The following is a 26,497-nucleotide window of genomic DNA, read 5'->3' as shown; positions in this document are numbered from 1 at the left end:
TTTTATTATCTACTTCTTTGCCAGTTCGCGTTCTCTTAAAACTGTTTTGCATCTAGCAATATTTCTCTTTATCTCCCTTATACGCATCGGATTATCCAACTGGCCGGTAGCGAGTTGAAATCTTAAATTAAACAATTCTTCTTTATAATCAGCAACTTTTTTCTGCAGTTCCTGATCGGTTAGCTCTCTCATCTTTTTAGCTTTCACTAACCTCACCACCCATTTCTTCACGTTTTACAAATTTACATTTAATCGGCAGCTTATGAGCAGCCAGCCTCATTGCTTCTTTAGCTACTTCCTCACTTACGCCAGAAAGTTCAAACATAACTCTTCCCGGCTTTACAACCGCTACCCAGTGCTCAGGTGAACCTTTTCCTTTACCCATTCGGGTTTCAGCCGGCTTTACGGTAAGAGGTCTGTCCGGAAATATCTTTATCCACACTTTTCCGCCTCTTTTTACATGTCTGGTTATAGCAACACGCGCAGCTTCAATCTGGCGATTAGTAATCCATGCAGGTTCTAATGCCATCAGGCCATATTCTCCATAAGTTACGGTATTACCTCTGGTTGCTTTACCTTTAAGGTCAGGTCTATGCTGCCTTCTATACTTAACTCTCTTAGGGGTAAGCATTACCTATCTGCCTCCTCCACTACTTTCTGCGGGGGTCTTTTCTTTGCTTCCGGTAAAATTTCTCCCCGATTTATCCATACTTTTATACCAATCTTACCGTAAGTAGTATTAGCTTCTGCAAATCCATAATCGATATCTGCCCTTAAAGTGTGCAAGGGGACTTTGCCTTCAGAAATCCATTCAGTTCTAGCTATTTCAGCTCCAGCCAATCTTCCCGATACAGCCACTTTTATTCCTACTGCCCCCGCCCGCATAGAGCGTGCAACAGTTTGTTTCATAACTCTTCTGAATGCAACCCTCTTCTCAATTGCCTGAGCTATACTTTCAGCCATAATCTGAGCATCAAGCTCAGGTTTCTTTATTTCCTGTATATTTATGCTGACATTTTTATTGGTCATCTTAGCGAGTTCATCTTTTAATACTTCCACTTCATTACCGCCACGTCCGATTATAATGCCCGGTTTCGCAGTATGAATGGTAATTCTTACTCGATTGCCAGTTCTCTGAATTTCAATTCTTGAAATACCAGCTGCATAAAAACGGTCTTTTATATATTTGCGAATTTTATAATCTTCATGCAGCAGTTCAGTATATTCACGGTCAGCATACCAGTTAGAATCCCAGGATCTTATAACTCCAATTCTAAATCCCTTCGGATGAACCTTTTGACCCACTATTTAACCTCCTTTTCCCTGAGCACAACAGTTATGTGGCTGGTTCTGTGACGTCTTAAATCAGCTCTTCCATAAGCCCGCGGACGCATACGCTTAATGGTAGGTCCTTCGTCAACATATATCTCAGATATATATAAATCATCAGAATCCATATCATAATTATGCTCAGCATTTGCAATGGCAGATTTAAGTACTTTTTGAATCATGGGAGCAGATCTCTTATTGGTATACTTTAATATTCCCATAGCTTCATGGACATCTTTTCCCCTAATCAAATCAGCTACCTGGCGAGCCTTAAAAGGAGATATCCTAAGATAACGAGCAACTGCTCTAGCTTCCACGGTGCTGCCTCCTTTCCATCTTCTCTATCTTGCTCTGCTTGATTTTTCATTTTTTCCAGCATGCCCCCTATAAGTACGGGTAGGAGCAAACTCGCCTAATTTCATACCAACCATTTCTTCAGTAATATATACCGGTACATGTCTGCGTCCATCATGTACAGCGATAGTATGGCCAATCATTTGAGGCATTATTGTAGAACGCCTCGACCAAGTTTTTATAACCCGTTTTTGGCCAGATTCATTCATTGCCTCTATTTTTTTGAGCAGTTTTTCATCACAATAAGGTCCTTTCTTAAGTGATCTAGCCATTTAAAGACCTCCTTAATTATTTACGTTTCTTTACAATCATCTTATCAGACGGCTTCTTCTTGCGTGTCTTGCCACCGATGGCAATCTTACCCCATGGAGAAACCGGATGTTTTCTTCCGATAGGTGCACGACCTTCCCCACCGCCATGCGGATGGTCTACCGGGTTCATCGCAGAACCACGAACGGTCGGCCTTCTTCCGAGCCAGCGTGATCTACCGGCTTTACCAACAGTAACATTTTCATGATCTAAATTTCCTACCTGCCCAACCGTAGCTCGGCAATTAATGTGAATAAGCCGAACTTCTCCAGACGGTAGCCGGACATGAGCATAATTTCCCTCTTTAGCCATAAGCTGAGCCACAGCTCCTGCTGCCCTTACCAGCTGTCCGCCCTTTCCTGGTCTCAGCTCAATGTTGTGAATAAGGGTTCCAACCGGTATATCCTTTAGGGGCAGAGTATTGCCCGGCTTTATATCTGCATCAGGTCCAGATTCAATAATATCGCCAACTTTAAGTTTATCGGGAGCAATTATATATGCCTTGTGTCCATCAAGATAGTGAAGCAAAGCAATATTAGCAGAACGGTTCGGGTCATATTCTATTGCTGCAACTTTAGCAGGAACACCATCTTTAATCCGCTTAAAATCGATTATACGATACAGGCGCTTATGTCCGCCGCCCCGATGTCTAACAGTAATGCGACCTTTAGCATTGCGGCCAGCTTTGCTCTTAAGAGGTACAGTTAGACTTTTTTCCGGTTCCTTTTTAGTTATTTCTTCAAATGACATTACTGTCATATGTCTTCTGCTGGGTGTCGTCGGCTTAAAACTTTTTACCGCCATTTTTCAATTTCCCTCCTTACAGCACAGCAAAACACTTATTACATACCTTCAAATAATTGTATCTTGTGTCCAGGTTTAAGTGTTACAATAGCTTTTTTACGAGTAGGGGTTTTCCCTTCAAATCTTCCCAGGCGCTTCTTTTTCCCTTTTACAACCATGGTGTGCACTTTTTCTACTCTAACATCGAAAATACTCTCAATTGCATTCTTAATTTCAGTCTTATTAGCCTTGCGGTCTACGATAAAAGTGTATTTATTATCAGCCAACAGATCCATTGACTTCTCAGTAATAACCGGTTTAATGATAATATCACGCGGGTCTTTCATTTATGCAAACACCTCCTCTATCCTCGCAACTGCATCTTTGGTGATGAGGAGAGTCTCATATTTTAAAAGATCGTAAACATTTATAAAATCAGCTTTTAAAGGCTTTACCCCCGGTATATTACGAGCAGACTTTACTACATTGCCATCTGCAGATTCCAAAGTTACAAGCAGAGTCTTTTTCTTAGCGTTAAGGGCTTTTAAAACCTCTACCATTTTCTTAGTCTTCGGTTCATCAAAAATCAGACTGTCAACTACGATAATGTTGTTGTCCTTCACCTTAGAAGATAATGCTGAACGCATGGCCAGTCTTCTAACCTTTTTAGGTAATCTGTAGGAGTAATCACGCGGTTTAGGACCAAAAACTACTCCTCCACCTCTCCATATCGGATTTCTGATGCTGCCTACACGTGCACGGCCAGTTCCTTTTTGTCTCCATGGTTTCTTGCCACTTCCGCTTACTTCTCCTCTATTTTTGGTCGAAGCAGTCCCTACTCTTTTGTTGGCCAACTGCATTTTTACAAAATCGGCTAAAACTGCTTCATTCGGTTCTATGCCAAAAATACTGTCATTTAACTCGATTTCGCCTATTTGGGCCCCACTCATGTCATATAAAGCAACCTTAGGCATTTTCACAACCTCCTCTTTTCCACTTCCAGTCAATTAGCTAAATTTTTCGGTGCTAATGACTTTATGCTTTAACTGAGTCCTTTATCATAACCAGACCTCTTTTGGGCCCTGGAATTGCACCTTTAATAAGAATAAGATTTCTTTCCGGATAGACTTTTACTACCTTCAAGCCCTGAACAGTTACCCGGGTTCCACCAAGTCTACCAGGAAGTTTGCGGCCCTTAAATACGCGTGCCGGTCCTTTTGCTCCTAATGAACCTGGACGGCGGTGATATTTGGATCCATGACCCATTGATCCGCGGGCGAAGTTATGTCTTTTCACTCCACCTGCAAAACCTTTACCTTTGGAAGTTCCCACAACGTCTACCAAATCCCCGGGTTCAAAAATCCCAACATTAATTTCCTGTCCAATTTCATAAGCATCAACATCATTTACCCTGAATTCTTTTATATACCTTAAAGGCTTGACATTGGCTTTCTTGAAATGTCCCTTTAAAGGCTTATTTACCTTCTTTTCTTTTAGGTTGTAAAAGCCTACCTGAATAGCATTATAACCATCTGTTTCTACTTTTTTCTTTTGCAGAACAGTACAGGGACCTGCCTCCACTACGGTAACCGGTATAGCCTTCCCATTCTCATCAAATATCTGGGTCATACCGATTTTGATTCCCAAAATGCCTTTTTTTACATCTTTTGCCACCTTATTTACCTCCTATCATTCTTTGTGATTGGTTGGAAGTGGGATATCCAACTTCACATCTCTCTTTGCACCCGCCTTAAGACCTCAAAACCCACTAGTCTTTTAGCTCTTGTCCTTTACCGATTATAACTTAATTTCGATATCCACTCCGGAAGGCAGGTCTAAGTGCATCAAAGCATCAATAGTTTTAGGGTTAGGATCTAATATATCTATAAGGCGTTTGTGAGTCCTCATTTCAAACTGTTCGCGCGAATCCTTGTTTACATGAGGAGATCTCAAAATAGTATAAATAGTTCTTTCTGTTGGCAAAGGAATAGGCCCAGAAACCCGGGAGCCATTCTTTTTTGCCGTTTCAACGATTTTCTGTGAGGACTGATCAAGCAGCTTATGATCAAAAGCTTTCAACTTGATTCTTACTTTTTGCTTGCTACCCACTCCTATATTAACCTCCTTAGAATGGCTTTTTCATTTACACGCGTCCTGGTGTTTGGTAGGAATGAACCTGATCGTTCATTGAAACGATCAGGTTTACCTACAATTATTCATTTATAGCAGTAACAACACCAGCACCAACTGTTCTTCCACCTTCTCTTATCGCAAATCTTAAACCTTCTTCTATTGCTATCGGGGTTATCAATTCTATGCTCATCTGAACATTGTCCCCGGGCATTACCATCTCTACTCCTTCTGGCAAGGTGATTACACCGGTTACATCAGTTGTTCTGAAATAAAACTGCGGTCTGTATCCACTGAAGAACGGAGTGTGTCTCCCCCCTTCTTCCTTGGTCAAAACATATACCTCTGCGCTGAATTTGGTATGCGGATTTATGCTGCCTGGCTTTGCTAATACCATTCCTCTTTCTACTTCTTTTCTGTCTACTCCTCTTAACAAGGTCCCTATATTATCTCCCGCTTCAGCATAGTCCAGTATCTTCCGGAACATTTCTACTCCTGTACATACTGTCTTCTTGGTCTCTTCTCTAAGACCTACTATCTCTACTTCGTCTCCTACTTTTATCATTCCTCTTTCTACTCTTCCTGTGGTTACTGTTCCTCTTCCGGTTATGGTAAATACGTCTTCTATCGGCATCAGGAATGGTTGATCTTTCGGTCTCTCTGGCTGCGGAACATATTCATCCACTGCATCCATTAACTCCCATATGCGCCCACACCATTCACACTCTCTGCTGCCACATCCACATTCTAATGCCTTTAATCCAGATCCTTTTATTATGGGAACTTCATCTCCAGGAAATTCATATTCATTTAACAAATCTCTGATTTCCATCTCTACCAGTTCTAATAATTCTTCATCATCTACCATGTCTACTTTGTTCATAAATACTACTATATACGGAACCCCTACCTGTCTCGATAAAAGTATATGCTCTCTCGTCTGCGGCATCGGTCCATCTGCTGCACTTACTACCAGTATTGCTCCATCCATCTGGGCTGCCCCGGTGATCATGTTCTTTATGTAGTCTGCATGTCCCGGGCAGTCTACGTGTGCATAATGTCTCTTCTCAGTCTCATATTCAACATGTGCTGTGTTGATGGTTATTCCTCTTTCTCTTTCCTCCGGCGCTTTATCAATTTCATCATAAGAAGTTGCCTGTGCCCCACCTGCTTTGGAAAGCACCAGGGTTATTGCTGCTGTCAAGGTTGTCTTACCATGGTCTACGTGGCCTATGGTTCCAATATTAAGATGAGGTTTGGTTCTCTCAAATTTTGCCTTTGCCATCAGTCTCTCACCTTTCCTTTCAGTTTTTCTCTGTACCTACCTAATAAATACATAGCTTAAACAGGTAATCCATATCTCTTGGCAATGATTTCCCGGCTTTTATTTTCAGGCACCTCAGCATAATCTTTAATATGCATTGAAAAAGTAGCTCTTCCCTGACTTATAGACCTTAAACTGGTAGCATAACCAAAGGTTTCAGAGAGTGGTACAGTAGCTTTTACTATTTTGCTTTCACGATTTTCATCCAGTGCATAAATCCTGCCGCGTCTAGTATTAAGGTCAGATATTATATCCCCAACATATTCTTCTGGGCTTATTATCTCTATATCCATAATAGGCTCCAATAAACAAGGACTTGCATTTTGTAAAGCCTCTTTAATAGCTATGTTGGCTGCTACCTTAAAGGACTGTTCATTGGAATCCTCATCATGATAAGAACCGCCTAAAAGAACAACTTCCAGGTCATCAACTGGATATCCAGCCAGTATACCTGCTTGCAAAGACTCCATAATTCCAGCTTTGATAGGTTCAACAAATTCGCGCGGGATCTCTTCAGGAGAAGACTTATCGACAAATCTCCTACCCTGTCCTTCTTCTAAAGGTGTAACTTCCAGGATAACATGGGCATACTGTCCTTTTCCTCCTACCTGTTTTTCCAATTTAAACTCTCCGCGCGCGCTTTTTCTTACAGTTTCCTTATAGGTTACCTGGGGATTTCCAATATTGGCATTAACCTTAAATTCGCGCAGGAGCCTGTCAACAATAATCTCCAGATGCAGCTCTCCCATTCCCGATATAATAGTCTGCCCTGTCTCCGGATCAATCCGGGCTCTAAAAGTAGGATCTTCTTCTGCAATCCTCATCAAACTTTCGCTAATCTTATCTTGGTCTGCTTTAGTCTTTGGCTCTATTGCTACATCTATTACTGGCTCAGGAAAACTCATCGGTTCTAAAAGAGCAATTTTATTTTCCAGACACAAGGTATCTCCCGTTACCGTCTCCTTTAAACCTACCCCTGCTACAATATCGCCTGCTCTGGCCACAGCTATTTCTTCCCTGTGGTTAGCATGCATTTTCAAAATCTTGGTTATGCGTTCTTTTTTATCTTTACCAACATTTAAAACCTGCATTCCAACCCTTAAGGTTCCAGAATAAATTCTTAAATAAGTCAACTTTCCTACATAAGGATCACTCATAACCTTAAAGGCTAGAGCACATAAAGACTCATCAGGATCGGTTTTAAATTCAACTTCTTCTCCACTTTCAGGTTCCTTTCCCTTTACAGGAGGAAGATCCAACGGCGATGGGAGATAATCAACTACCGCATCAAGTAGCATCTGGACACCCTTGTTTTTAAAAGAAGAACCACAAAGCACTGGAATCAGTTTATTAGCTATTACCTGTTTTCTCAAAGAACTTATAATTTTGTCAGGTGAAATCTCTTTCCCTTCCAAATACTCTTCTAAAATATCATCATCATATTCAGAAAGCTTTTCCAAAATGAAATTTCTATGCTCCTCAGCATAGAGCATCTCCTCTTCGCTAAGCTGCCTTATCGTATAGCTTTCACCAAATTCATCTGTATCATAAACATAAGCAACCATGCGAATTAAATCGATTACTCCTAAAAAGGAATCTTCAGCACCTATCGGAAGCTGAACTGGCAGAGGAGTGCAACCTAGGTTTTCCTCCATCATTTTTATTACTCTGAAAAAATCAGCTCCGATACGGTCCATCTTATTCACATACGCAATGCGAGGGACATGGTATTTATCTGCCTGGCGCCATACCGTTTCTGATTGAGGCTGGACACCGGCTACAGCACAAAATATCGCAATCGCCCCATCAAGCACCCTTAAAGACCTTTCTACCTCGACTGTAAAGTCCACATGTCCGGGCGTGTCGATAATATTAATTATATGATCCTTCCACCAACATGTAGTAGCAGCAGAGGTAATAGTTATCCCTCTTTCCTGCTCCTGCATCATCCAATCCATGGTGGCAGTACCTTTATCTACTTCGCCCATCTTATGAACTTTGCCAGTATAATAAAGCATTCTCTCAGTTGTAGTAGTCTTGCCGGCATCAATATGCGCCATTATACCTATATTCCTTATGGCAGACAGCCTGCAATCATCAGGCACTCGTAACCACTCCTCGCTTCATTCCTTTACCAGCGATAATGTGCAAACGCCTTGTTAGCTTCAGCCATCTTATGGGTATCTTCTTTTTTCTTAACTGCCCCACCCGTATTATTGGCAGCATCCATAATTTCAGCAGCCAAACGCTGAGCCATAGTTTTTTCACCACGTTTGCGCGCAAATGTAACCAGCCATCTTATAGCCAGGGTCTGCCTTCTCTCAGGCCTAACTTCTACTGGCACCTGATAGTTTGCCCCACCAACACGTCTAGCCCTGACTTCAACTACCGGTGTAACATTTTTCATGGCTTCTTCAAAAACTTCCATGGGATCGCGTCCTGTTTTCTGGGCTATAATATCAAAAGCCCCGTAGCATATTCTTTCAGCCAGGCTTTTCTTGCCATCCCACATAACCTGGTTAACCAGCTTGGTAAAAACCTTGCTGCCATAAATCGGATCTGGCAGAACGTCCCTTCTGGGGACAGGCCCTTTTCTAGGCATGCGGCGCCTCCTTCCTATTTCTTCTTAGGTTTCTTAGTACCATATTTAGATCTTCCCTGTGCTCGGTTCTGTACGCCTGCTGTATCTAAAGTTCCTCTTATAATATGATATCTTACCCCTGGTAAATCTTTTACCCTACCACCTCTTATCAGGACAACCGAGTGCTCCTGCAGGTTGTGTCCAATACCCGGAATATAGGCAGTAACCTCAATCCCGTTTGTAAGCCTTACCCTGGCAATTTTACGCAAAGCAGAGTTAGGCTTTTTGGGGGTTGTGGTATAAACACGGGTACATACCCCTCTTTTCTGTGGACAACTTTTGAGGGCTGGTGCGGTTGATTTCTTTCCTACCTTTGTGCGTCCTTTTCTTATTAACTGATTTATTGTCGGCATCCTTGCACCTCCTTCCCCGGGTTATTCATCAATTATAGCAACTGCGGCTGAACCCACTTCAATCCCGCATGTATGACCTAATATCTCCATGCTATCTACCATTTCAATCTCAATATTCTTTTCTGCACACAGAGCCTTAATAGGCTCTGTGACATGAGGTTCAGCATCACAGGCAATATAAACTTTCCTAGCATTTCCCTTGGCAATAGCTTTCTTTACCTGCTTAGCCCCAACCACCTTCGGAGCGCCCTTAAGTTCCGTTAAGGCCAACCTTCCACCCTCCTCTGACCGTTTAAGCTGAGCAGCACACAATATTCGAGCTTATTTGCCACACACACTTAGATATTGTAGCATTTGGCTCCTTTATAAGTCAAATATTTTGTTCAACAGGATAAATTGAACATTTCATCTCCATATCAGCTATTTTGCACAATCTATTGCTCTTCAGCTTCAGTTTCTTCTTTTTTGTAAATATTTACTTTTTTGTAAATCGGGTATCCCGTTCCTGCCGGGATCAATTTACCTATTATAACATTTTCTTTGAGCCCAATAAGCTTATCTACTTTTCCTTTTATCGCAGCTTCAGTTAAAACTTTAGTAGTTTCCTGGAATGAAGCTGCCGACAGGAATGACTCGGTATTAAGCGATGCTTTGGTAATACCAAGGAGTACCGGTTTACAAACAGCCGGTAATTTTCCGGCTTTTATTGCCTTAAGATTTTCTTCTTCAAAAGTAGCAATGTCTACAAAAGATCCCGGTAACAGGTTGGTATCTCCAGCATCTTCTACCCGCACTTTCTTGAGCATCTGGCGGATCATTATTTCAATATGCTTGTCATTTATATCAACACCTTGTGACCTATAAACCTTCTGAACTTCCTGTAAAAGATATCTCTGTACCGCCTGCAGTCCTTTAGTATTTAAAATATCATGCGGATTTAAAGGTCCTTCAGTTAAGGCATCCCCTATCTCTACATAATCGCCTTCTCCCACTTTAAGCTTGGAACCATAGTGAATCGGATAACTTGCCAACACTTCACCATTATCGCCGATTATCTCAACCTCGCGCTTTCCTTTATTTTCAACAAAGTGCACTCTACCACTGACTTCTGCCACTACCGCCTGCCCTTTAGGTTTGCGCACTTCAAAGAGTTCTTCAACCCTCGGAAGCCCTCGGGTAATATCTTCTCCGGCAATTCCGCCGGTGTGGAAAGTACGCATGGTAAGCTGAGTTCCCGGCTCTCCTATAGATTGCGCAGCCAATGTTCCAACTGCTTCCCCTATTTCTACTTCATATCCAGTAGCCAGGTTGCGTCCATAACACTTCTGACATACACCGTGTTTAGTTTTACAGGTAAGCACCGACCTTATTTTTACTCTCTCAATACCAGCTTTTTCTATAGCATATCCAGTTTCATCGTCTATCATGGTATTCTCTTTTACCAGAACTTCTCCAGTTTCTGGATGAACAATTGTATCAACCGATACCCTTCCGATTATACGCTGATGCAGCGGTTCAATAAGCTGCGAACCTTCCATTATCTTTTCTACCCATATACCTTCTAAAGTTCCACAATCCTCTTCCCGAACGATTACATCCTGCGATACATCAACCAATCTGCGGGTGAGATACCCTGAGTCAGCTGTTCTCAACGCGGTATCTGCCAATCCTTTTCGTGCTCCATGAGTCGATATAAAGTATTCCAAAACAGTAAGCCCTTCACGGAAATTAGCCTTAATAGGCAAGTCAATAATTTTGCCTGAAGGGTCAGCCATGAGGCCGCGCATACCGGCAAGCTGTCTTATCTGCTGCATGTTACCGCGTGCACCGGATATAGCCATCATAAATACCGGGTTATCTTCAGGGAGAGAGTTCTTTAATGCTTCAGTTACTTTATCAGTAGCTTCATTCCAAATTTTTACTATCTGTTCATGCCTTTCTTCATCATTTATAAGCCCTCTCATATAATCATCCTGTATAGAATCTACTTCCTTATCTGCTTCTGCAATTATGCGGGCTTTCTCTTCCGGAGTTTTAAAATCGACTAATCCTACACTTATACCAGCTCTGGTGCTGAATTTATATCCTAACTCCTTAAGGCCATCCAGCATCTGTGCTGTTATAGCATTTCCTTCCAAGCGATAACAATCATACACTATGTTCCCAAGCTTTTTCTTATCGATTACTTCATTATAGTAACCTAAACTGTCAGGAATAATCTCATTTAAAATTACCCTTCCTACCGAAGTCTCAATAATCTTTTCCTGGTAAACCGGATCAGGATCCTTGAGAAAGTCAATTCCTGTCTTCACGGGAAGTCTCAAACGAACCTTTATCTTTTCATGCAGACGTACAACACCTGAATTATAGGCCATTATCGCCTCTTCAGGCGAACTGAATGCCCTTGGATTTTCATTAGCCCAGTCCTCTTTGCTCATGTAAGTGAGATAGTAAATACCTATAACCATATCCTGCGTAGGTGTTACTACCGGTTTCCCATCCTTAGGATTTAAAACGTTATTGCTGGCCAGCATAAGGAGTCTGGCCTCAGTTTGAGCTTCTGCCGAAAGCGGCACATGGACTGCCATCTGATCACCGTCAAAGTCTGCATTATACGCAGTACATACTAACGGATGAAGCTGCAGAGCTCTACCTTCAACCAATATAGGCTCAAAAGCCTGAATACCAAGTCTGTGCAAAGTTGGAGCACGGTTTAAAAGCACGGGATGTTCTTTAATAACATCTTCCAATATATCCCATACTTCATCCCGTCCACGTTCCACCATCTTTTTAGCACTTTTAATGTTACTGGCCAAACCTCTGTCAACCAGTTTCTTCATTACGAAAGGCTTAAAAAGTTCCAATGCCATTTCCTTTGGAAGTCCGCACTGATGCATTTTAAGCTTTGGTCCTACAACTATAACTGAACGTCCCGAGTAATCGACCCTTTTTCCCAAAAGGTTCTGGCGGAAACGCCCTTGCTTACCTTTAAGCATATCGCTCAAAGATTTTAAGGGACGATTGCCAGGACCGGTCACCGGTCTTCCTCTTCTTCCATTGTCAATCAGGGCATCAACCGCTTCCTGCAGCATACGCTTTTCATTGCGAACTATTATATCAGGGGCTCCTAAATCAATAAGCCTTTTTAAGCGATTGTTGCGATTTATAACCCGACGATAAAGATCATTTAAATCAGAAGTAGCAAAACGCCCTCCATCCAACTGAACCATAGGCCGAAGTTCAGGCGGTATCACAGGCAGGACATCCAATATCATCCACTCCGGCTTATTTCCTGATAGACGAAAAGACTCAACTACCTCTAACCTTTTTATAGCTCTTGCTTTACGCTGTCCTGTGCTATTTGCTATTTCTTCCTTTAATTCTGCTGAAAGCTGTTCTAAATTAATTTCCTGCAATAATATTTTTACCGCTTCAGCTCCTATCCCAGCCTTAAAAGCATCTCCATATTTTTCCTTGCTTTCCCGGTATTCCTTTTCTGTCAGCAATTGTTTCTTTAAAAGAGGTGTGTCGCCTGAATCTATAACTATATAATTAACAAAATAAATTACTTTTTCTAAAACCTTAGGGGATATGTCAAGAAGAAGCCCTATTCGGCTCGGAATCCCCTTCAAATACCAAATATGGCATACAGGAGCAGCCAGTTCAATATGCCCCATTCTTTCACGGCGTACTTTAGATGTAGTAACTTCAACGCCGCAGCGATCACATACTATTCCCTTATGCCGAACCCTTTTATATTTACCACAGTGACATTCCCAATCTTTTACCGGTCCAAAAATCTTTTCACAAAACAACCCTTCTTTTTCCGGCCTTAAGGTGCGGTAATTTATGGTCTCCGGTTTTTTTACCTCCCCGCTGCTCCAGGAACGGATTTGCTCTGGAGAAGCCAGAGATATTTTTATGCGTTCAAAATTATTTACATCCAACAAATTAGTCTCTCCCTTCCAGAAGATTGTTGCCCTTCCTAAGTGCGAGCCCTTAAATTATTTGTTTTTCTTCAGGGGAAATAACTCATCATCGTTCTCATAAACTAAATCATCAGCAGGATCCCCTAATTCATGAATTATATCCAGCTCGTCAGGATCTATTTCCTCCTCAGCGTCTTCTGAAGGTTCATCTGTTTCTTGTTTAGAAGTGTTTACGGTAGCTATGGACAAAGGTAACTCTATGCCGAAGTCCTGTGCCCGATCTACTTCCATTGCCTCATAATCTGCTTCTTTTATTTCAATTTCCTCATCATCTCCGGATAATACTCTCACATCAAGAGCCAAACTCTGCAGCTCTTTTATAAGAACTTTAAAACCTTCTGGAACTCCAGGCTCTGGTATATTTTCTCCCTTTACGATTGCTTCATATGTCTTAAGCCTTCCTACAACATCGTCTGACTTAACAGTTAATATCTCCTGCAGAGTATAAGCAGCTCCATAGGCTTCCAAAGCCCATACTTCCATCTCTCCAAAGCGTTGACCACCAAACTGGGCCTTACCACCTAACGGCTGCTGAGTAACTAATGAATATGGTCCAATCGAGCGTGCGTGTATCTTGTCATCAACCAGGTGAGCAAGCTTAAGCATATAAACTACTCCTACGGTCACCGGATTATCGAAGGGTTCTCCGGTACGCCCATCATAAAGTATAGTTTTTCCGGTTTCAGGCAATCCCGCCTCTTTAAGCTTTGCAAAGATATCCTCTTCAGTAGCCCCGTCAAAAACCGGTGTAGCAATATGAATACCAAGTTCTTTAGCTGCCCATCCCATATGACATTCTAATATCTGTCCAATGTTCATTCGGGAAGGTACCCCTAAGGGATTCAACACAATATCCACCGGAGTTCCATCAGCCAAGAAAGGCATATCTTCTTCAGGCATTATACGTGAAATAACCCCTTTGTTACCATGGCGCCCAGCCATTTTGTCTCCTTCTGATATCTTGCGCTTCTGGGCAATATAAACCCGGACCAGCTGATTTACTCCTGGAGGAAGTTCATCTCCATTTTCACGTGAAAATTTCTTAACAGCTACTACTTTGCCAGCCTCACCATGAGGCACTCTAAGTGAAGAATCCCTTACTTCACGCGCCTTTTCGCCAAATATAGCTCTTAAAAGGCGTTCTTCCGGCGTAAGCTCAGTCTCTCCTTTAGGCGTGACCTTACCAACCAAAATGTCATCAGGTCTAACTTCAGCGCCTACCCTTATAATCCCGTGTTCATCTAAATTTTTAAGCATATCTTCCGAAACATTGGGAATTTCGCGGGTTATTTCCTCTGGTCCCAATTTAGTATCTCTAGCTTCACATTCATATTCTTCAATATGAATAGATGTAAATACATCTTCTTTTACCAAGCGTTCAGACAGAAGTATAGCATCTTCATAGTTGTAACCTTCCCAGGGCATAAAAGCAACCAGGACATTTTTCCCCAAAGCCAATTCGCCTTGATCAGTACTAGGACCGTCAGCTATAATAGTATCCGCTTCTACTCTCTGACCTACCTCTACAATCGGGCGCTGATTATAGCAGGTTCCCTGGTTAGAGCGCATAAATTTCAAAAGCTCATAGGTGTCCAGATTTCCTTCATCATTCTGAATAACTATGCGATTAGCGCTTACTTTCTTGACAATTCCACCTTTCTTGCAAACAACTACTGCCCCTGAGTCTTTGGCAGCTTTATATTCAAGTCCAGTTCCTACCAAAGGTCTTTCCGTCTTAATAAGCGGAACTGCCTGGCGCTGCATGTTAGCACCCATTAAAGCGCGGTTAGCGTCGTCATTTTCCAGGAAAGGAATTAAAGATGTAGCAACACTGAACACCTGTTTAGGTGAAACATCCATATAATCTATCTGAGAAGGATGAACTTCAATAATCTCTTCTCCACGGCGTGCTTCAATCCTATCACCTATAAAATAACCGTTTTCATCTACCGGGGTGTTTGCCTGGGCTACTATATATTCTTCTTCTTCATCTGCTGAAAGATATACAATTTCATCTAAAACGCGTTTTGCATCTTTATCTACTTTGCGATACGGAGTTTCGATAAAACCAAACTCATTAACCCGTGCAAAAGTAGCTAAAGAACCAATAAGCCCGATATTAGGACCTTCAGGGGTTTCTATCGGACAGATGCGGCCATAGTGTGAATGGTGAACATCGCGCACCTGAAAGCCTGCCCTCTCACGGGTAAGTCCTCCAGGCCCCAATGCACTAAGCCTTCTTTTGTGGGTAAGCTCTGCTAATGGGTTGGTTTGATCCATAAATTGTGACAGCTGAGAACTGCCAAAAAACTCCTTGACTGCCGCGCTGATAGGCCGTATATTTATAAGCACCTGCGGAGTCAAATTTTCAATATCATGAATACTCATGCGTTCACGCACTACGCGTTCCATCCGAACTAAACCAGTACGGAACTGATTTTGTAAAAGTTCCCCAATTGAACGCAACCTGCGATTGCCTAAATGATCGATTACATCCGTTTTCCCTTCGCCTTTTATAAGTTTCAAAAGATATCGTATAGTTTCAAGAATATCTTCCGGAGTAAGATGTCTGGTTTCAGCAGGTATATCAAGGCCCAGTTTTTTATTTATTTTGTATCTTCCTACACTAGCTAAATCATAGCGACGCGGATCAAAGAAAAGGTTGTGCAGAAGCTGTTCTGCTGCATCCTCAGTTGCCATTTCTCCAGGCCTCAATCGGCGGTAAAACTCAATTAAAGCATCCTTCTTGTTAGTAGTATTGTCTTTATCCAGTGTCTTCTGAATTGTTTCATCATTATCATATAACCTTAAAATATCGTCATTAGTTTCATAGCCTAAAGCACGTAAAAAGGCAGTTACAATTAATTTTCTATTCTTATCAATTCTGGCATATACTGCACCAGAACTGTCCATCTCCAGCTCAAACCAGGCCCCGCGATTAGGAATAATCGTAGCACCATATAAAACATTACCTGCTACATCCAGGCGATCGCTGAAATATACCCCGGGTGATTTTACTAGCTGACTAACTACCACCCTTTCCGCACCATTGATTATAAAGGTGCCTCTTTCAGTCATAAGCGGTAGATCGCCCATATACACTTCCGTTTCTTGAATCTCACCTGTACTTTTTTCCGTCAACCTGACCTTTAACTTTAAAGGCGCTTGATAGCTTACATCTCTTTCCTTACACTCATTAACTGAATATTTAGGTTCTCCCAAACTATAATCTAAAAAATCAAGCTCAAAATTTCCAGCAAAATCAGCAATAGGAAATACCTCTTCTAAAACTTCTCTAAGCCCTTTTTCTAAAAACCACTTGTAAGAATTAAGCTGAATTTCGATTAGATTGGGTAATTCAATCGCTTCTACAATTCGTGAATAACTCAGTCTCTCGACTCCTCCAAATTTCTGCATATGGGCCAATGCAAAATCACCCCTTCTAATTATTCCCAAACGAGTGAAAAGCAAGGTTGTCCTAAACCTCGCTTTTAATAATAATTACTGAAGCAAATCTCCATTCTTTCCCTGCCTTTTTCTGATAATATAATGGCAATTATTAATTTTATCACAAGAAAAAAATGAAATCAAGGAAAAATTCAATCCCCTTTATCTTCGCTTTGGAAAATATTTTCATCGTTTATGTCAGACAAACTATAAATATTAGCCATTCCCTCATCCTGTTTCTTCTGATTTCGATCAGATGACAAAGATTCAATATTATCAAGACTATATTCTTCTTCTATAATTCGATTAACTTTCACAATTGAATTTATAAGGTAAAAAATGGCCAACATAAAACCAATACCCAAAATAATCAAAGCAATATTAAATCCGTTAGGAACTAAGGCTTCTACTCCAATGACCGGTTTTTTTTGGTCCGTAATTTTCCAAACCACCGCATCTCCCTGCTTTATTCCATCACAAGTACTTTTAATTACGCCTGGTATTTTAATAGAAAATTTTATAATATCACTTTCGTTAATCAGAAAATCTAAAGTCTCATTCTCTTTATAGTTACTTTCTATAAAATACCTATCCCACAAAAAGCGATTTTCTATCTCAACTTTAAGCGGAAAACTCCTAGAAAGCCCAGCATACTCCTCAAAACTTGCCGCCGTTCTCTCCTTAACCAATTTCTCCTGATTTAAATCATTTTTAATACCAAAAAACTCAGCTATTTCCCGAGTAGGTTCATTTACAATTATTTTTTCTTTTACTTTTCTGTCATCATGTAAAATAACCTGCCAGTCAACCACCGCCTCCGCTCCCCAGGTTTTTAATGGAAAAGAAAACAAAAATAAAAACAAAAAAAATCCCCATAAATATTTTCTCCTCATTAACATCATTACCTTTCTTATTATGATTTAAACCTTTCTTTAAAATTATACCAGAAAAACAAAAAAGCGGCGCACGCCGCTTTTTTATGTTTAACTATTTAAGTTCTACTGCACCGCCAGCTTCTTCAATTTTAGCTTTGATCTCTTCAGCTTCCTCTTTGGATACTTTTTCTTTAATCGGTTTGGGAGCTCCATCAACTAACTCTTTAGCTTCTTTAAGGCCCAAACCGGTTATTTCACGAACAACTTTTATAACATTGATTTTCTTGTCACCAGCAGAAGCCAAAATTACATCAAATTCACTCTTTTCTTCAGCAGCTTCTCCGGCTGCAGCAGCACCAGCCGCCGGCATAGCAGCAACTGCCATAGGTGCAGCAGCGCTAACTCCAAATTCTTCTTCTAAAGCCTTTACCAGTTCAGAAAGTTCTAAAACAGTTAAGCTCTTGACAATTTCAATAACCTCTTGTACTTTACTCATTATTTGATAACCTCCCTTTGATTCTCTTTAATTTTTATTAAAATTTAACATCATTTTTTCATATTAACTGTAAATTAGCTTTATTGCCCGAGGCCCTATCTTAAGCTTATTAACTGGCAGCTTTTTTTTCCTTAATCTGGTCAAGTGCTCTTACCAGACCAGTAATATTGGCATTAAGCACATTGACAAAGCCCTGGATAGGTGCCTGCATAGTTCCAAGAACCTGGGCCACCAGCACTTCCCGCGGAGGCAAATCAGCCAGATTCTTAACTTTATCAGCTGATATCGGTTTCCCTTGCAGTATTCCTCCCTTAACTTCCAGCTTTTTAGTTTCTTTAATAAAATCATACAAAATTTTAGCTGGAGCTGCCGGATCATCCTTGCTGAACAAAACTGCATTGGGGCCTTCAATCTGCTCAGCCACTTCTTCATGGCCCAAATTACGCAAAGCAAACCTCAACATGGTATTCTTTAAAACCTTATACTGAACCCCTGGCATTCTAAGTTTGCCGCGAAGATTGGTCATTTCTTCCACAGTAAGGCCTTTAAAATCTGTAAAAACCACCAGGGTAGCATCTTGCAATTTTTCTTCTATCTCTTTAACAACCTTTTGTTTCTCTTCTATTTTGGGCACTCAATTCACCCCCTTTATGACTTATTTTTCAGTATAAGTCACTTTTATATAATAACTAAAATGCCTCCGCAGATAGCGCAGAGGCATTAACCCATCTAAACAATAAAGACGGATAATATATGATAACCTCAGCAGGCGAACTTCAAGTTCATTAAGGCCTCTGGCCGCCGGCTATCTACAGTTAATATTTTCAATTTTATTCGTTTTTCAGTTTATTTATTTGCTGCCATAAATGCAAGAGGACTAATCTTTATACCTGGTCCCATAGTAGAACAAACAGTGACAGATTTTATATATTGCCCCTTGGCAGCTGCCGGTTTAGCTTTAATTATAGCTTCAGCAAAAGCGTTCAGATTATCCTGCAGTTTTTCTGCATCAAAAGAAACCTTTCCAATAGGCACATGCACAATTGAATTTTTATCTACGCGGTATTCAATTCTTCCTGCTTTTAATTCATTTACAGCACGAGCAACATCCATTGTAACTGTGCCAGATTTCGGATTGGGCATTAAGCCTCTTGGCCCTAAAATTTTACCCAATTTACCTACTACACTCATCATATCAGGAGTAGCTACTGCAACATCAAAATCAAACCATCCGCTTTGAATCTTTTCTGCCAACTCTTCAGCACCTACATAATCAGCACCAGCTGCTTCAGCTTCTTTTGCCTTTTCACCTTTGGCAAAAACCAATACCCGACGTGTTTTACCTGTCCCATGGGGTAAACTCACAGTACCTCTGACCTGTTGATCAGCATGTCTAGGATCAACCCCTAATTTTACATGCACTTCAACAGTTTCATCAAATTTGGCATGAGCAATTTCCTTTACCAGCTTTAAAGCTTCAGCTGGTTCGTAAAGCTTACTGCGATCAACTTTGGCTATCGCCTCTTTATACGCCTTTCCTCTTTTCAATCTGTTTCCCTCCTTGTGGTTAAATACGGAAAATTCCTCCCACATCATTAAAGGTTAATAATCTAATCTACCACCTCAATCCCCATGCTGCGCGCAGTCCCCTCAATCATCCGTACTGCCGCTTCCAGGTCAGTAGCGTTAAGATCTTCCTTCTTGATTTCAGCAATTTCAACAAGTTTAGCCCGGGGGACTTTACCTACCTTGTCTCTGTTAGGTACACCTGAGCCTTTTTCAATGTTAGCTGCCTTTTTCAAAAGGTCTGATGCTGGTGGCGACTTGGTTACAAATGTAAATGAACGATCTTCATAAACGGTAATCTCAACCGGAATAATGTAACCGGCCTGCTGAGCAGTTTTAGCATTATACTCCTTGCAGAACCCCATAATATTAACCCCATATTGACCTAAAGCCGGCCCAACAGGAGGTGCAGGTGTTGCCTTACCAGCAGGAAGCTGAAGTGATATCTTGCCTATAACCTTCTTTGCCATATTTCCACCTCCTTATTCCCTGGAATCTTTTATACTCTTTCAATTTGTTCATAATCCAGTTCTACAGGAGTTTCCCTGCCGAACATGGAAATAGTAACCTTAACCTTTCCGCGATCAGGCAAAAGCTCTGTCACTATACCTTCAAAATTAGCAAATGGTCCGCTTTTTACTTTGATATTTTCTCCCACATTCACATCGATAATTTTAGCCTTAGTTTCCATTAATCCCATCTGCCTAAGTATTTTATCAACTTCTTCCGGCTGCAGAGGAACCGGCTTGTTTCCACTGCCTACAAAGCCTGTAACTCCTGGAGTATGCCTTACTACATACCAGGAATCTTCATCCATAATCATATTAACCAAAACATATCCCGGGAAGACCCTTTTATTGGTTACCTTCCTCTTTCCACCTTTAAACTCTACTTCCTGTTCTTCCGGGACTAGGACACCAAAAATTTTATCCTGCATATGCATAGTTTCGACTCTTTTAGTCAAATCGATCTTTATCTTATTTTCATAACCTGAATAAGTATGAACTACATACCATTCGCCCTTAAATGCCGAAAGGTCTATAGGTTCATCTTTAGGGTGTTTATTTTTTTTTGGTTCCAATTCCTTTCCGGCGGTAATTGGAAGCACCTCCTCATTATGCCAGGGCCTCGAAAAGTTTTTGCAAAACAAATGACAATCCTGAATCAAACAGCCATATAATCAAACCAACTATCAAAACCGCAAAAAGCACTACTCCAGTATAGCCAATAAGCTGAGTGCGGTCAGGCCAGTGTACTTTTTGCAGTTCATTATAAACACTTACAAGATATTCCTTGGTATTATTTATCTTTTTCTTAAAATTTCCTTCTTCCTTAACCGGAGTATTATTCTTACTCAAAATTATTCACATCCCCAATATTACTTAATCTCGCGGTGTACAGTGTGGGAATTGCAAAACTTACAGTATTTCTTAAGCTCAAGTTTTTCGGCATGTTTTTTCTTATTTTTAGTAGTTGTATAGTTACGCTGCTTGCACTCGGTGCAGGCAAGGGTTACTCCTACTCTCATTTTCTGCTACACCTCCATCTCATGCACAAAAATCCTACAATAATCTAGCACAAGCTTTTATTCATGTCAAGGAGTAAACAAATACCAAAATACAGCAGGGAAGGAGCCCTGCTGTATCAAAGCATCCTCTTTTTAATTATTTAATTATTCATTTATAGCAGTAACAACACCAGCACCAACTGTTCTTCCACCTTCTCTTATCGCAAATCTTAAACCTTCTTCTATTGCTATCGGGGTTATCAATTCTATGCTCATCTGAACATTGTCCCCGGGCATTACCATCTCTACTCCTTCTGGCAAGGTGATTACACCGGTTACATCAGTTGTTCTGAAATAAAACTGCGGTCTGTATCCACTGAAGAACGGAGTGTGTCTCCCCCCTTCTTCCTTGGTCAAAACATATACCTCTGCGCTGAATTTGGTATGCGGATTTATGCTGCCTGGCTTTGCTAATACCATTCCTCTTTCTACTTCTTTTCTGTCTACTCCTCTTAACAAGGTCCCTATATTATCTCCCGCTTCAGCATAGTCCAGTATCTTCCGGAACATTTCTACTCCTGTACATACTGTCTTCTTGGTCTCTTCTCTAAGACCTACTATCTCTACTTCGTCTCCTACTTTTATCATTCCTCTTTCTACTCTTCCTGTGGTTACTGTTCCTCTTCCGGTTATGGTAAATACGTCTTCTATCGGCATCAGGAATGGTTGATCTTTCGGTCTCTCTGGCTGCGGAACATATTCATCCACTGCATCCATTAACTCCCATATGCGCCCACACCATTCACACTCTCTGCTGCCACATCCACATTCTAATGCCTTTAATCCAGATCCTTTTATTATGGGAACTTCATCTCCAGGAAATTCATATTCATTTAACAAATCTCTGATTTCCATCTCTACCAGTTCTAATAATTCTTCATCATCTACCATGTCTACTTTGTTCATAAATACTACTATATACGGAACCCCTACCTGTCTCGATAAAAGTATATGCTCTCTCGTCTGCGGCATCGGTCCATCTGCTGCACTTACTACCAGTATTGCTCCATCCATCTGGGCTGCCCCGGTGATCATGTTCTTTATGTAGTCTGCATGTCCCGGGCAGTCTACGTGTGCATAATGTCTCTTCTCAGTCTCATATTCAACATGTGCTGTGTTGATGGTTATTCCTCTTTCTCTTTCCTCCGGCGCTTTATCAATTTCATCATAAGAAGTTGCCTGTGCCCCACCTGCTTTGGAAAGCACCAGGGTTATTGCTGCTGTCAAGGTTGTCTTACCATGGTCTACGTGGCCTATGGTTCCAATATTAAGATGAGGTTTGGTTCTCTCAAATTTTGCCTTTGCCATCAGTCTCTCACCTTTCCCCTTTCACATTGCTTTTGCAGTTTTTTCTGCTGCCAGTTAATATTTTAACCAATTTAATCATAAAATAAAAGAATTTCCTTATAAAATAAAAGAAGTGAGAAAAATCTCACTCCTTAACTGCTTATCTATGGTAGCGGCGAAGGGATTCGAACCCCTGACCCTACGGGTATGAACCGTATGCTCTAGCCAGCTGAGCTACGCCGCCAAAATGGAGCCCATAACCGGACTTGAACCGGTGACCTCATCCTTACCAAGGATGCGCTCTGCCGACTGAGCTATATGGGCTTAATATTCATGGTTGCGGGAGCAGGATTTGAACCTGCAACCTTCGGGTTATGAGCCCGACGAGCTACCAACTGCTCCATCCCGCGTCGCAAATGGTGGAGGGAGAAGGATTCGAACCTTCGAAGGCTGAGCCAACAGATTTACAGTCTGCCCCCTTTGGCCACTTGGGTATCCCTCCATGTCAATATTTATTTTATTTTAATTCTTCAATGGAGCCGAGCACAGGACTCGAACCCGCAACCTGCTGATTACAAGTCAGCTGCTCTACCAATTGAGCTAGCTCGGCTCAGCAAGTAATATTTTATATCCTACTTGCCTTAATGTCAAGACATATTTTCAGATATTTTTTCATTCGTTTCTACGTTCTTCCAAATATTTTTCAAGTTTTCTCTTTACCCGTTGTAATGCATTATCGATAGACTTTACATGTCTTTGTAGCTCTTCTGCTATTTCCTGATATGATTTGCCTTCTAAATAAGCCATTAGAACTTTCCATTCCAGTGAGCTTAACAACTCACCCATTTTCTTCTCAATAAAAACAAACTCTTCCTGGCTTATTACTATATCTTCCGGATTAGTAACCTTCGCCGTTGAAAGTATATCCATAAGGGTCCGATCAGATTCCTCATCATAAATAGGCTTATTTAGGGACACATAAGAATTGAGCGGAATGTGTTTTTGCCGGGTGGCAGTTTTTATAGCGGTAATTATCTGTCTGGTAATGCAAAGCTCAGCGAATGCTCTGAAAGAAGTCAGCTTATCCTGTTTATAATCCCTTATTGCTTTAAAAAGACCTATCATGCCTTCCTGAATTATATCTTCCTTATCTGCCCCGATCAAAAAATAAGAACGTGCCTTGGCTCTAACAAAGTTCTTATACTTGTCAACTAAAAAATCTACCGCGCACTGATCTCCCTCCTGGGCTAATTCCACTACCTCTTCGTCAGACATATCCAAATATGTAAAATAAGCTTCTCTTTCAGCGATAGAATTGGCCATTCAATCGCCCCCAACGTATGTTTATTAATACAGAAAAAAGTTCCTTCTTAACTAAGGATACTGTAATTATAGCCATTCCCTTCGCACCTAGTCAAGAAAACAGATGTTAGACATATCGGCCTCTTTCGACATTCACCTTCCCTGTTTACAGGGTTTGTAAAACCCAAACGGTCATTCTGCTTTAAAAAATTACCAAAAACTTCATAAATACCCTAAAAATAGTCTTTTTTATTTATCTATCCGTCTCATTCTTTCCAGTTTAGCTAAAACCTCATCGTCAAGACCAGAATAAATTCTCCATTTTCCCTTATTATTCTTTATTATTTTTTTTGCCTCTTTTTTCGCCTTTTTAACTTCCTCTCTTAATTCAGAAGCCGAAATGCGATATGCTCCTTTGCCAAAAACCATAGTTTGTTCAGCGTAGTCCGACGTTGCCACAAAAATCTCAGTGTCTTCTCCCCATTCTTTCTTAAAAACCATTCTTTCTATAAATTGATCTGCCGTCTCATTTTTCCCTGAAAAAATCACTTCGATATTGGGAGGAAGCTTTTCCAAAGTAGCCCCATCAGGAGTCATTCCAGCATCAAAAACTATAACTATTTTTTCAGAAATAAAACCTGCATAATCAGCCATTACAGAAATTAAATTGTCCCGGGCTTCTTCCAAGGAAACCTTTGCCATTTTTCTAAGCTCTGGCCAGCAGTATATTATATTATAGCCGTCAACAATTAATATTTTCCCCATTTATCTCTCCACCATATTTCGCTGTCTTACCACTTCATACATTATTAATCCAGCAGCGACTGAAGCGTTCAGGGAATTTATATTCCCCTTCATCGGTATCTTAACCAGAATATCGCAATTCTCTTTTACTAGCCTGCGCATTCCTTCTCCTTCGCTTCCTATCACCAGTGCTAAAGGAACAGGATAATCCAGGTCAAAATAATTTCTATCACCATTAGCATCTGCTCCAACTATCCAGAACCCTTGTTTTTTTAAAAATTTTATAACATTTACCAGATTAGTTTCTTTGGCTATTCGCATATGTTCAACTGCTCCTGCGGAAGCCCTAACTACTGCCTCGGTAATTTTAACTGAATTATGCCGGGGTATAACTACTCCATGCACCCCCGCACATTCAGCTGTTCTTACTATTGCTCCCATATTCTGAGGATCTTCAATTCCATCAAGTAAAACCAAAAAAGGTTCTTCCCCTTTTATTACGGCATACTCCAGGATTTCTTCAACGCTGTTGTAAGGATAATCTTCTATTTGTGCGATTATTCCCTGATGATTTTTTGAAGGGGACATTTTATCGAGTTTTTGTTTTTCAACATACTGGATAAAAATTCCTCTGGCTTGAGCCAGTTTTACTAAATCTTCTATCTTTCTACCTCCCCGACCTTCCTGGATAAAAACCTTATAAACCTTGCGCCTTCCCCCTTTAATTGCTTCCATAACAGTATTAATGCCAGCTATCTTCTCTTTCATCAATTGCCTCCTCCATAAGCAATATATAATAGTCTTGTGCATAACTTTAGTCTTTTATCTGCAGAGAATTATATACCTTAAAAAAATTATCATCTGACTAAAGCTGTTTCCGATTTTCCCCTTACTGAATTTAGATACTTTTTAAAAAATTAGTTTTCCGTCTTCTCTTTATCAAAATTTAGTTAATTATACACATCTCTCTACCTTGCTTACAAGTATATGGTAACTTTGTGTTTTCATACTTAAGGCTAATATTCCTATTGATATTTGCTTATCCACACCTTCAAAACGGGTATTCGCAAATTTTAGAAGAAAATATTTGAACAAAAAGGGAGTTTAAAAATAAAAAAAGTCAATCGCGCGAGAGAAGGTTCAGAATTAATACAGAAGGTTGCACAAAGCAAGCATATTCGAGGGGGCTCAATTAAAAGATAATCCCCTTCATGCCGTGGCTGAAGGGGATTATTTTTCTCTTAAAAATATTTTCGGCCTTTTTCTATATAATTTTAACCTTTTATTATATCCATTCTCAATATCAATCTAAAGTGGCAGAGGGTTAAAAAGATAATCGGTTAAAACTATCTCTGCATAGTGCTTGACGGGAAAATCAGCATCATAGTCTATATCCTCAAACAATATCGGAAAGTTCTCTCTAAACAAAAGTAAAAGCGGAATCGCTACCTGCCGCATCTGGGGATGGGCAACTTGAGCACAACGCAGTTTAAAAAAATGCCTCCATTCCCGCAGATTATAAGTTACAGCGATCTCTGTCTTAAGGCAGGTAGGCAGAACAGAACGGGCCTCTTGAGGCGAACACCCTTTTCCAAGCATGTCAAAATAGCTTTTCTCAGCCGCCAAACATGCTCTTTCCCAATCTTTATAAGCCTCTTTGCCCAAAAGAAAATAAGGTTCAATAACTGTTATCTCCTGCCCAAATTTTTCTCTAGAATAATTGCAGTAACGTGTAGATTCCTGACTGTAGCTTCCTATACGATGCCTTACTATTTCATGGCTTATTCCCCGGTCTACCACGAACATAACCGTAACCTTTTCATGCTCTATAACCGATTCATGGCCCCTGCTCAATATACTCCGCATAAAACGCGGACTAAATTCTTCTTCTATTTTATCTTCGGATTTATAGCATATTCGGGCACATCTCTCCAAAAAAACCATTTTACCACGGTTTAGTTCTTCTTTAGGAACTAAAACCTGCGGTTTTATAATATGCAT

At 40.7% G+C, this 26,497-nt stretch carries 30 protein-coding genes, 5 tRNA genes and 1 other annotated feature; all 35 genes read right to left on the bottom strand.

Going from position 1 to position 26,497, the window contains the following annotated elements:
• Nucleotides 1-9 precede the first annotated feature (9 nt).
• On the bottom strand, nt 10-207 hold the full coding sequence (rpmC, locus tag H0Z36_RS00605) for a 50S ribosomal protein L29 (protein ID WP_296862882.1): 198 nt from the start codon (nt 205-207) through the stop codon (nt 10-12).
• Nucleotides 197-631, bottom strand: a complete 435-nt coding sequence (gene rplP, locus H0Z36_RS00600) for a 50S ribosomal protein L16 (protein WP_296862880.1) — start codon at nt 629-631, stop codon at nt 197-199. Before rplP ends, rpmC begins: the two co-directional genes overlap by 11 nt.
• Complete coding sequence (rpsC, locus tag H0Z36_RS00595; RefSeq protein WP_296862878.1) at nt 631-1,305, bottom strand: 30S ribosomal protein S3; 675 nt, start codon at nt 1,303-1,305, stop codon at nt 631-633. Before rpsC ends, rplP begins: the two co-directional genes overlap by 1 nt.
• Nucleotides 1,305-1,646, bottom strand: coding sequence for a 50S ribosomal protein L22 (gene rplV / locus H0Z36_RS00590; protein ID WP_296862876.1), 342 nt, complete (start codon nt 1,644-1,646; stop codon nt 1,305-1,307). The genes rpsC and rplV overlap by 1 nt, the downstream gene beginning before the upstream one ends.
• Nucleotides 1,647-1,670: 24 nt before the next feature.
• Nucleotides 1,671-1,955: a 30S ribosomal protein S19 gene (gene rpsS, locus H0Z36_RS00585; RefSeq protein ID WP_296862874.1), complete on the bottom strand. Its 285-nt coding sequence runs from the start codon at nt 1,953-1,955 to the stop codon at nt 1,671-1,673.
• Nucleotides 1,956-1,971: 16 nt separating this feature from the next.
• Nucleotides 1,972-2,796, bottom strand: coding sequence for a 50S ribosomal protein L2 (gene rplB, locus H0Z36_RS00580; RefSeq protein ID WP_296862872.1), 825 nt, complete (start codon nt 2,794-2,796; stop codon nt 1,972-1,974).
• Between the two features lie 38 nt (nt 2,797-2,834).
• Nucleotides 2,835-3,122, bottom strand: a complete 288-nt coding sequence (gene rplW, locus H0Z36_RS00575) for a 50S ribosomal protein L23 (RefSeq protein WP_296862870.1) — start codon at nt 3,120-3,122, stop codon at nt 2,835-2,837.
• The gene (rplD, locus tag H0Z36_RS00570) at nt 3,123-3,749 is read right to left on the bottom strand and encodes a 50S ribosomal protein L4 (RefSeq protein WP_296862867.1); all 627 of its coding nucleotides are present in this window, start codon (nt 3,747-3,749) and stop codon (nt 3,123-3,125) included. It abuts the gene before it with no gap.
• A gap of 61 nt (nt 3,750-3,810) precedes the next feature.
• Complete coding sequence (gene rplC / locus H0Z36_RS00565; protein WP_296862866.1) at nt 3,811-4,449, bottom strand: 50S ribosomal protein L3; 639 nt, start codon at nt 4,447-4,449, stop codon at nt 3,811-3,813.
• Nucleotides 4,450-4,572: 123 nt separating this feature from the next.
• The gene (gene rpsJ, locus H0Z36_RS00560) at nt 4,573-4,884 is read right to left on the bottom strand and encodes a 30S ribosomal protein S10 (protein WP_296862864.1); all 312 of its coding nucleotides are present in this window, start codon (nt 4,882-4,884) and stop codon (nt 4,573-4,575) included.
• A 103-nt stretch (nt 4,885-4,987) separates the two neighbouring features.
• Entirely contained in the window at nt 4,988-6,190 is a 1,203-nt protein-coding gene (gene tuf, locus H0Z36_RS00555; protein WP_296862841.1) for an elongation factor Tu, read from the bottom strand.
• Between the two features lie 56 nt (nt 6,191-6,246).
• Nucleotides 6,247-8,334 carry an elongation factor G gene (fusA, locus tag H0Z36_RS00550; protein ID WP_296862863.1) on the bottom strand — a complete coding sequence of 696 codons (2,088 nt, stop codon included), beginning with the start codon at nt 8,332-8,334 and terminating at the stop codon, nt 6,247-6,249.
• A 26-nt stretch (nt 8,335-8,360) separates the two neighbouring features.
• A complete protein-coding gene (gene rpsG, locus H0Z36_RS00545) occupies nt 8,361-8,831 on the bottom strand; it encodes a 30S ribosomal protein S7 (RefSeq protein WP_296862861.1) in 471 nt (156 codons plus the stop codon).
• A gap of 14 nt (nt 8,832-8,845) precedes the next feature.
• Nucleotides 8,846-9,223 (bottom strand): 30S ribosomal protein S12, encoded by a 378-nt coding sequence (gene rpsL, locus H0Z36_RS00540; protein ID WP_296862859.1) that lies wholly within the window; start codon nt 9,221-9,223, stop codon nt 8,846-8,848.
• A gap of 21 nt (nt 9,224-9,244) precedes the next feature.
• Nucleotides 9,245-9,493, bottom strand: coding sequence for a ribosomal L7Ae/L30e/S12e/Gadd45 family protein (locus H0Z36_RS00535; protein WP_296862857.1), 249 nt, complete (start codon nt 9,491-9,493; stop codon nt 9,245-9,247).
• Between the two features lie 164 nt (nt 9,494-9,657).
• Nucleotides 9,658-13,173, bottom strand: a complete 3,516-nt coding sequence (rpoC, locus tag H0Z36_RS00530) for a DNA-directed RNA polymerase subunit beta' (protein ID WP_296862856.1) — start codon at nt 13,171-13,173, stop codon at nt 9,658-9,660.
• Nucleotides 13,174-13,227: 54 nt separating this feature from the next.
• Nucleotides 13,228-16,629, bottom strand: a complete 3,402-nt coding sequence (gene rpoB, locus H0Z36_RS00525; protein ID WP_296862855.1) for a DNA-directed RNA polymerase subunit beta — start codon at nt 16,627-16,629, stop codon at nt 13,228-13,230.
• Between the two features lie 182 nt (nt 16,630-16,811).
• Nucleotides 16,812-17,471 carry a hypothetical protein gene (locus H0Z36_RS00520; protein ID WP_296862853.1) on the bottom strand — a complete coding sequence of 220 codons (660 nt, stop codon included), beginning with the start codon at nt 17,469-17,471 and terminating at the stop codon, nt 16,812-16,814.
• Between the two features lie 175 nt (nt 17,472-17,646).
• Nucleotides 17,647-18,030, bottom strand: coding sequence for a 50S ribosomal protein L7/L12 (gene rplL, locus H0Z36_RS00515; protein ID WP_296862851.1), 384 nt, complete (start codon nt 18,028-18,030; stop codon nt 17,647-17,649).
• 109 nt (nt 18,031-18,139) lie between these two features.
• A complete protein-coding gene (gene rplJ / locus H0Z36_RS00510) occupies nt 18,140-18,664 on the bottom strand; it encodes a 50S ribosomal protein L10 (RefSeq protein WP_296862849.1) in 525 nt (174 codons plus the stop codon).
• A 47-nt stretch (nt 18,665-18,711) separates the two neighbouring features.
• Nucleotides 18,712-18,863, bottom strand: a sequence feature (ribosomal protein L10 leader region).
• A gap of 13 nt (nt 18,864-18,876) precedes the next feature.
• Nucleotides 18,877-19,578, bottom strand: a complete 702-nt coding sequence (gene rplA, locus H0Z36_RS00505; RefSeq protein WP_296862847.1) for a 50S ribosomal protein L1 — start codon at nt 19,576-19,578, stop codon at nt 18,877-18,879.
• 62 nt (nt 19,579-19,640) lie between these two features.
• Nucleotides 19,641-20,066, bottom strand: coding sequence for a 50S ribosomal protein L11 (rplK, locus tag H0Z36_RS00500; protein WP_296862845.1), 426 nt, complete (start codon nt 20,064-20,066; stop codon nt 19,641-19,643).
• A 29-nt stretch (nt 20,067-20,095) separates the two neighbouring features.
• Entirely contained in the window at nt 20,096-20,638 is a 543-nt protein-coding gene (nusG, locus tag H0Z36_RS00495; protein WP_296863350.1) for a transcription termination/antitermination protein NusG, read from the bottom strand.
• A gap of 73 nt (nt 20,639-20,711) precedes the next feature.
• Nucleotides 20,712-20,903, bottom strand: coding sequence for a preprotein translocase subunit SecE (secE, locus tag H0Z36_RS00490; RefSeq protein WP_296863349.1), 192 nt, complete (start codon nt 20,901-20,903; stop codon nt 20,712-20,714).
• 71 nt (nt 20,904-20,974) lie between these two features.
• Entirely contained in the window at nt 20,975-21,124 is a 150-nt protein-coding gene (gene rpmG, locus H0Z36_RS00485) for a 50S ribosomal protein L33 (protein ID WP_296862843.1), read from the bottom strand.
• A gap of 144 nt (nt 21,125-21,268) precedes the next feature.
• Nucleotides 21,269-22,471 (bottom strand): elongation factor Tu, encoded by a 1,203-nt coding sequence (gene tuf, locus H0Z36_RS00480; protein WP_296862841.1) that lies wholly within the window; start codon nt 22,469-22,471, stop codon nt 21,269-21,271.
• A 146-nt stretch (nt 22,472-22,617) separates the two neighbouring features.
• A tRNA-Met gene (locus H0Z36_RS00475) sits at nt 22,618-22,694 on the bottom strand.
• Between the two features lie 4 nt (nt 22,695-22,698).
• Nucleotides 22,699-22,774 (bottom strand) — tRNA-Thr (locus H0Z36_RS00470).
• A gap of 10 nt (nt 22,775-22,784) precedes the next feature.
• A tRNA-Met gene (locus H0Z36_RS00465) sits at nt 22,785-22,860 on the bottom strand.
• A gap of 7 nt (nt 22,861-22,867) precedes the next feature.
• Nucleotides 22,868-22,952 (bottom strand) — tRNA-Tyr (locus H0Z36_RS00460).
• A 32-nt stretch (nt 22,953-22,984) separates the two neighbouring features.
• Nucleotides 22,985-23,060, bottom strand: a tRNA-Thr gene (locus H0Z36_RS00455).
• A 62-nt stretch (nt 23,061-23,122) separates the two neighbouring features.
• A complete protein-coding gene (sigH, locus tag H0Z36_RS00450) occupies nt 23,123-23,773 on the bottom strand; it encodes an RNA polymerase sporulation sigma factor SigH (RefSeq protein WP_296862839.1) in 651 nt (216 codons plus the stop codon).
• 228 nt (nt 23,774-24,001) lie between these two features.
• A complete protein-coding gene (locus tag H0Z36_RS00445) occupies nt 24,002-24,517 on the bottom strand; it encodes an NYN domain-containing protein (protein WP_296862837.1) in 516 nt (171 codons plus the stop codon).
• Nucleotides 24,518-25,264 (bottom strand): 23S rRNA (guanosine(2251)-2'-O)-methyltransferase RlmB, encoded by a 747-nt coding sequence (gene rlmB / locus H0Z36_RS00440; RefSeq protein ID WP_296862835.1) that lies wholly within the window; start codon nt 25,262-25,264, stop codon nt 24,518-24,520.
• 540 nt (nt 25,265-25,804) lie between these two features.
• A complete protein-coding gene (gene thyX, locus H0Z36_RS00435) occupies nt 25,805-26,497 on the bottom strand; it encodes an FAD-dependent thymidylate synthase (protein ID WP_296862833.1) in 693 nt (230 codons plus the stop codon).

The organism is Thermosyntropha sp., from assembly GCF_017656155.1.
GTDB lineage: Bacteria > Bacillota > Syntrophomonadia > Syntrophomonadales > Syntrophomonadaceae > Thermosyntropha.
This window is presented reverse-complemented; position numbering and strand designations above follow the sequence as displayed.

Bases quoted from the DNA above. Each gene is read 5' to 3' on its own strand.
- rplK (WP_296862845.1), bottom strand. From the start codon at position 20,066: ATGGCAAAGAAGGTTATAGGCAAGATATCACTTCAGCTTCCTGCTGGT.
- H0Z36_RS00445 (WP_296862837.1), bottom strand. From the start codon at position 24,517: ATGGGGAAAATATTAATTGTTGACGGCTATAATATAATATACTGCTGG.
- rplP (WP_296862880.1), bottom strand. From the start codon at position 631: ATGCTTACCCCTAAGAGAGTTAAGTATAGAAGGCAGCATAGACCTGAC.
- rpsS (WP_296862874.1), bottom strand. From the start codon at position 1,955: ATGGCTAGATCACTTAAGAAAGGACCTTATTGTGATGAAAAACTGCTC.
- rpoB (WP_296862855.1), bottom strand. From the start codon at position 16,629: ATGCAGAAATTTGGAGGAGTCGAGAGACTGAGTTATTCACGAATTGTA.
- rpsG (WP_296862861.1), bottom strand. From the start codon at position 8,831: ATGCCTAGAAAAGGGCCTGTCCCCAGAAGGGACGTTCTGCCAGATCCG.
- tuf (WP_296862841.1), bottom strand. From the start codon at position 6,190: ATGGCAAAGGCAAAATTTGAGAGAACCAAACCTCATCTTAATATTGGA.
- rpsL (WP_296862859.1), bottom strand. From the start codon at position 9,223: ATGCCGACAATAAATCAGTTAATAAGAAAAGGACGCACAAAGGTAGGA.
- tuf (WP_296862841.1), bottom strand. From the start codon at position 22,471: ATGGCAAAGGCAAAATTTGAGAGAACCAAACCTCATCTTAATATTGGA.
- rplW (WP_296862870.1), bottom strand. From the start codon at position 3,122: ATGAAAGACCCGCGTGATATTATCATTAAACCGGTTATTACTGAGAAG.
- sigH (WP_296862839.1), bottom strand. From the start codon at position 23,773: ATGGCCAATTCTATCGCTGAAAGAGAAGCTTATTTTACATATTTGGAT.
- rlmB (WP_296862835.1), bottom strand. From the start codon at position 25,264: ATGAAAGAGAAGATAGCTGGCATTAATACTGTTATGGAAGCAATTAAA.
- rpmG (WP_296862843.1), bottom strand. From the start codon at position 21,124: ATGAGAGTAGGAGTAACCCTTGCCTGCACCGAGTGCAAGCAGCGTAAC.
- thyX (WP_296862833.1), bottom strand. From the start codon at position 26,497: ATGCATATTATAAAACCGCAGGTTTTAGTTCCTAAAGAAGAACTAAAC.
- rplB (WP_296862872.1), bottom strand. From the start codon at position 2,796: ATGGCGGTAAAAAGTTTTAAGCCGACGACACCCAGCAGAAGACATATG.
- rplL (WP_296862851.1), bottom strand. From the start codon at position 18,030: ATGAGTAAAGTACAAGAGGTTATTGAAATTGTCAAGAGCTTAACTGTT.
- rplD (WP_296862867.1), bottom strand. From the start codon at position 3,749: ATGCCTAAGGTTGCTTTATATGACATGAGTGGGGCCCAAATAGGCGAA.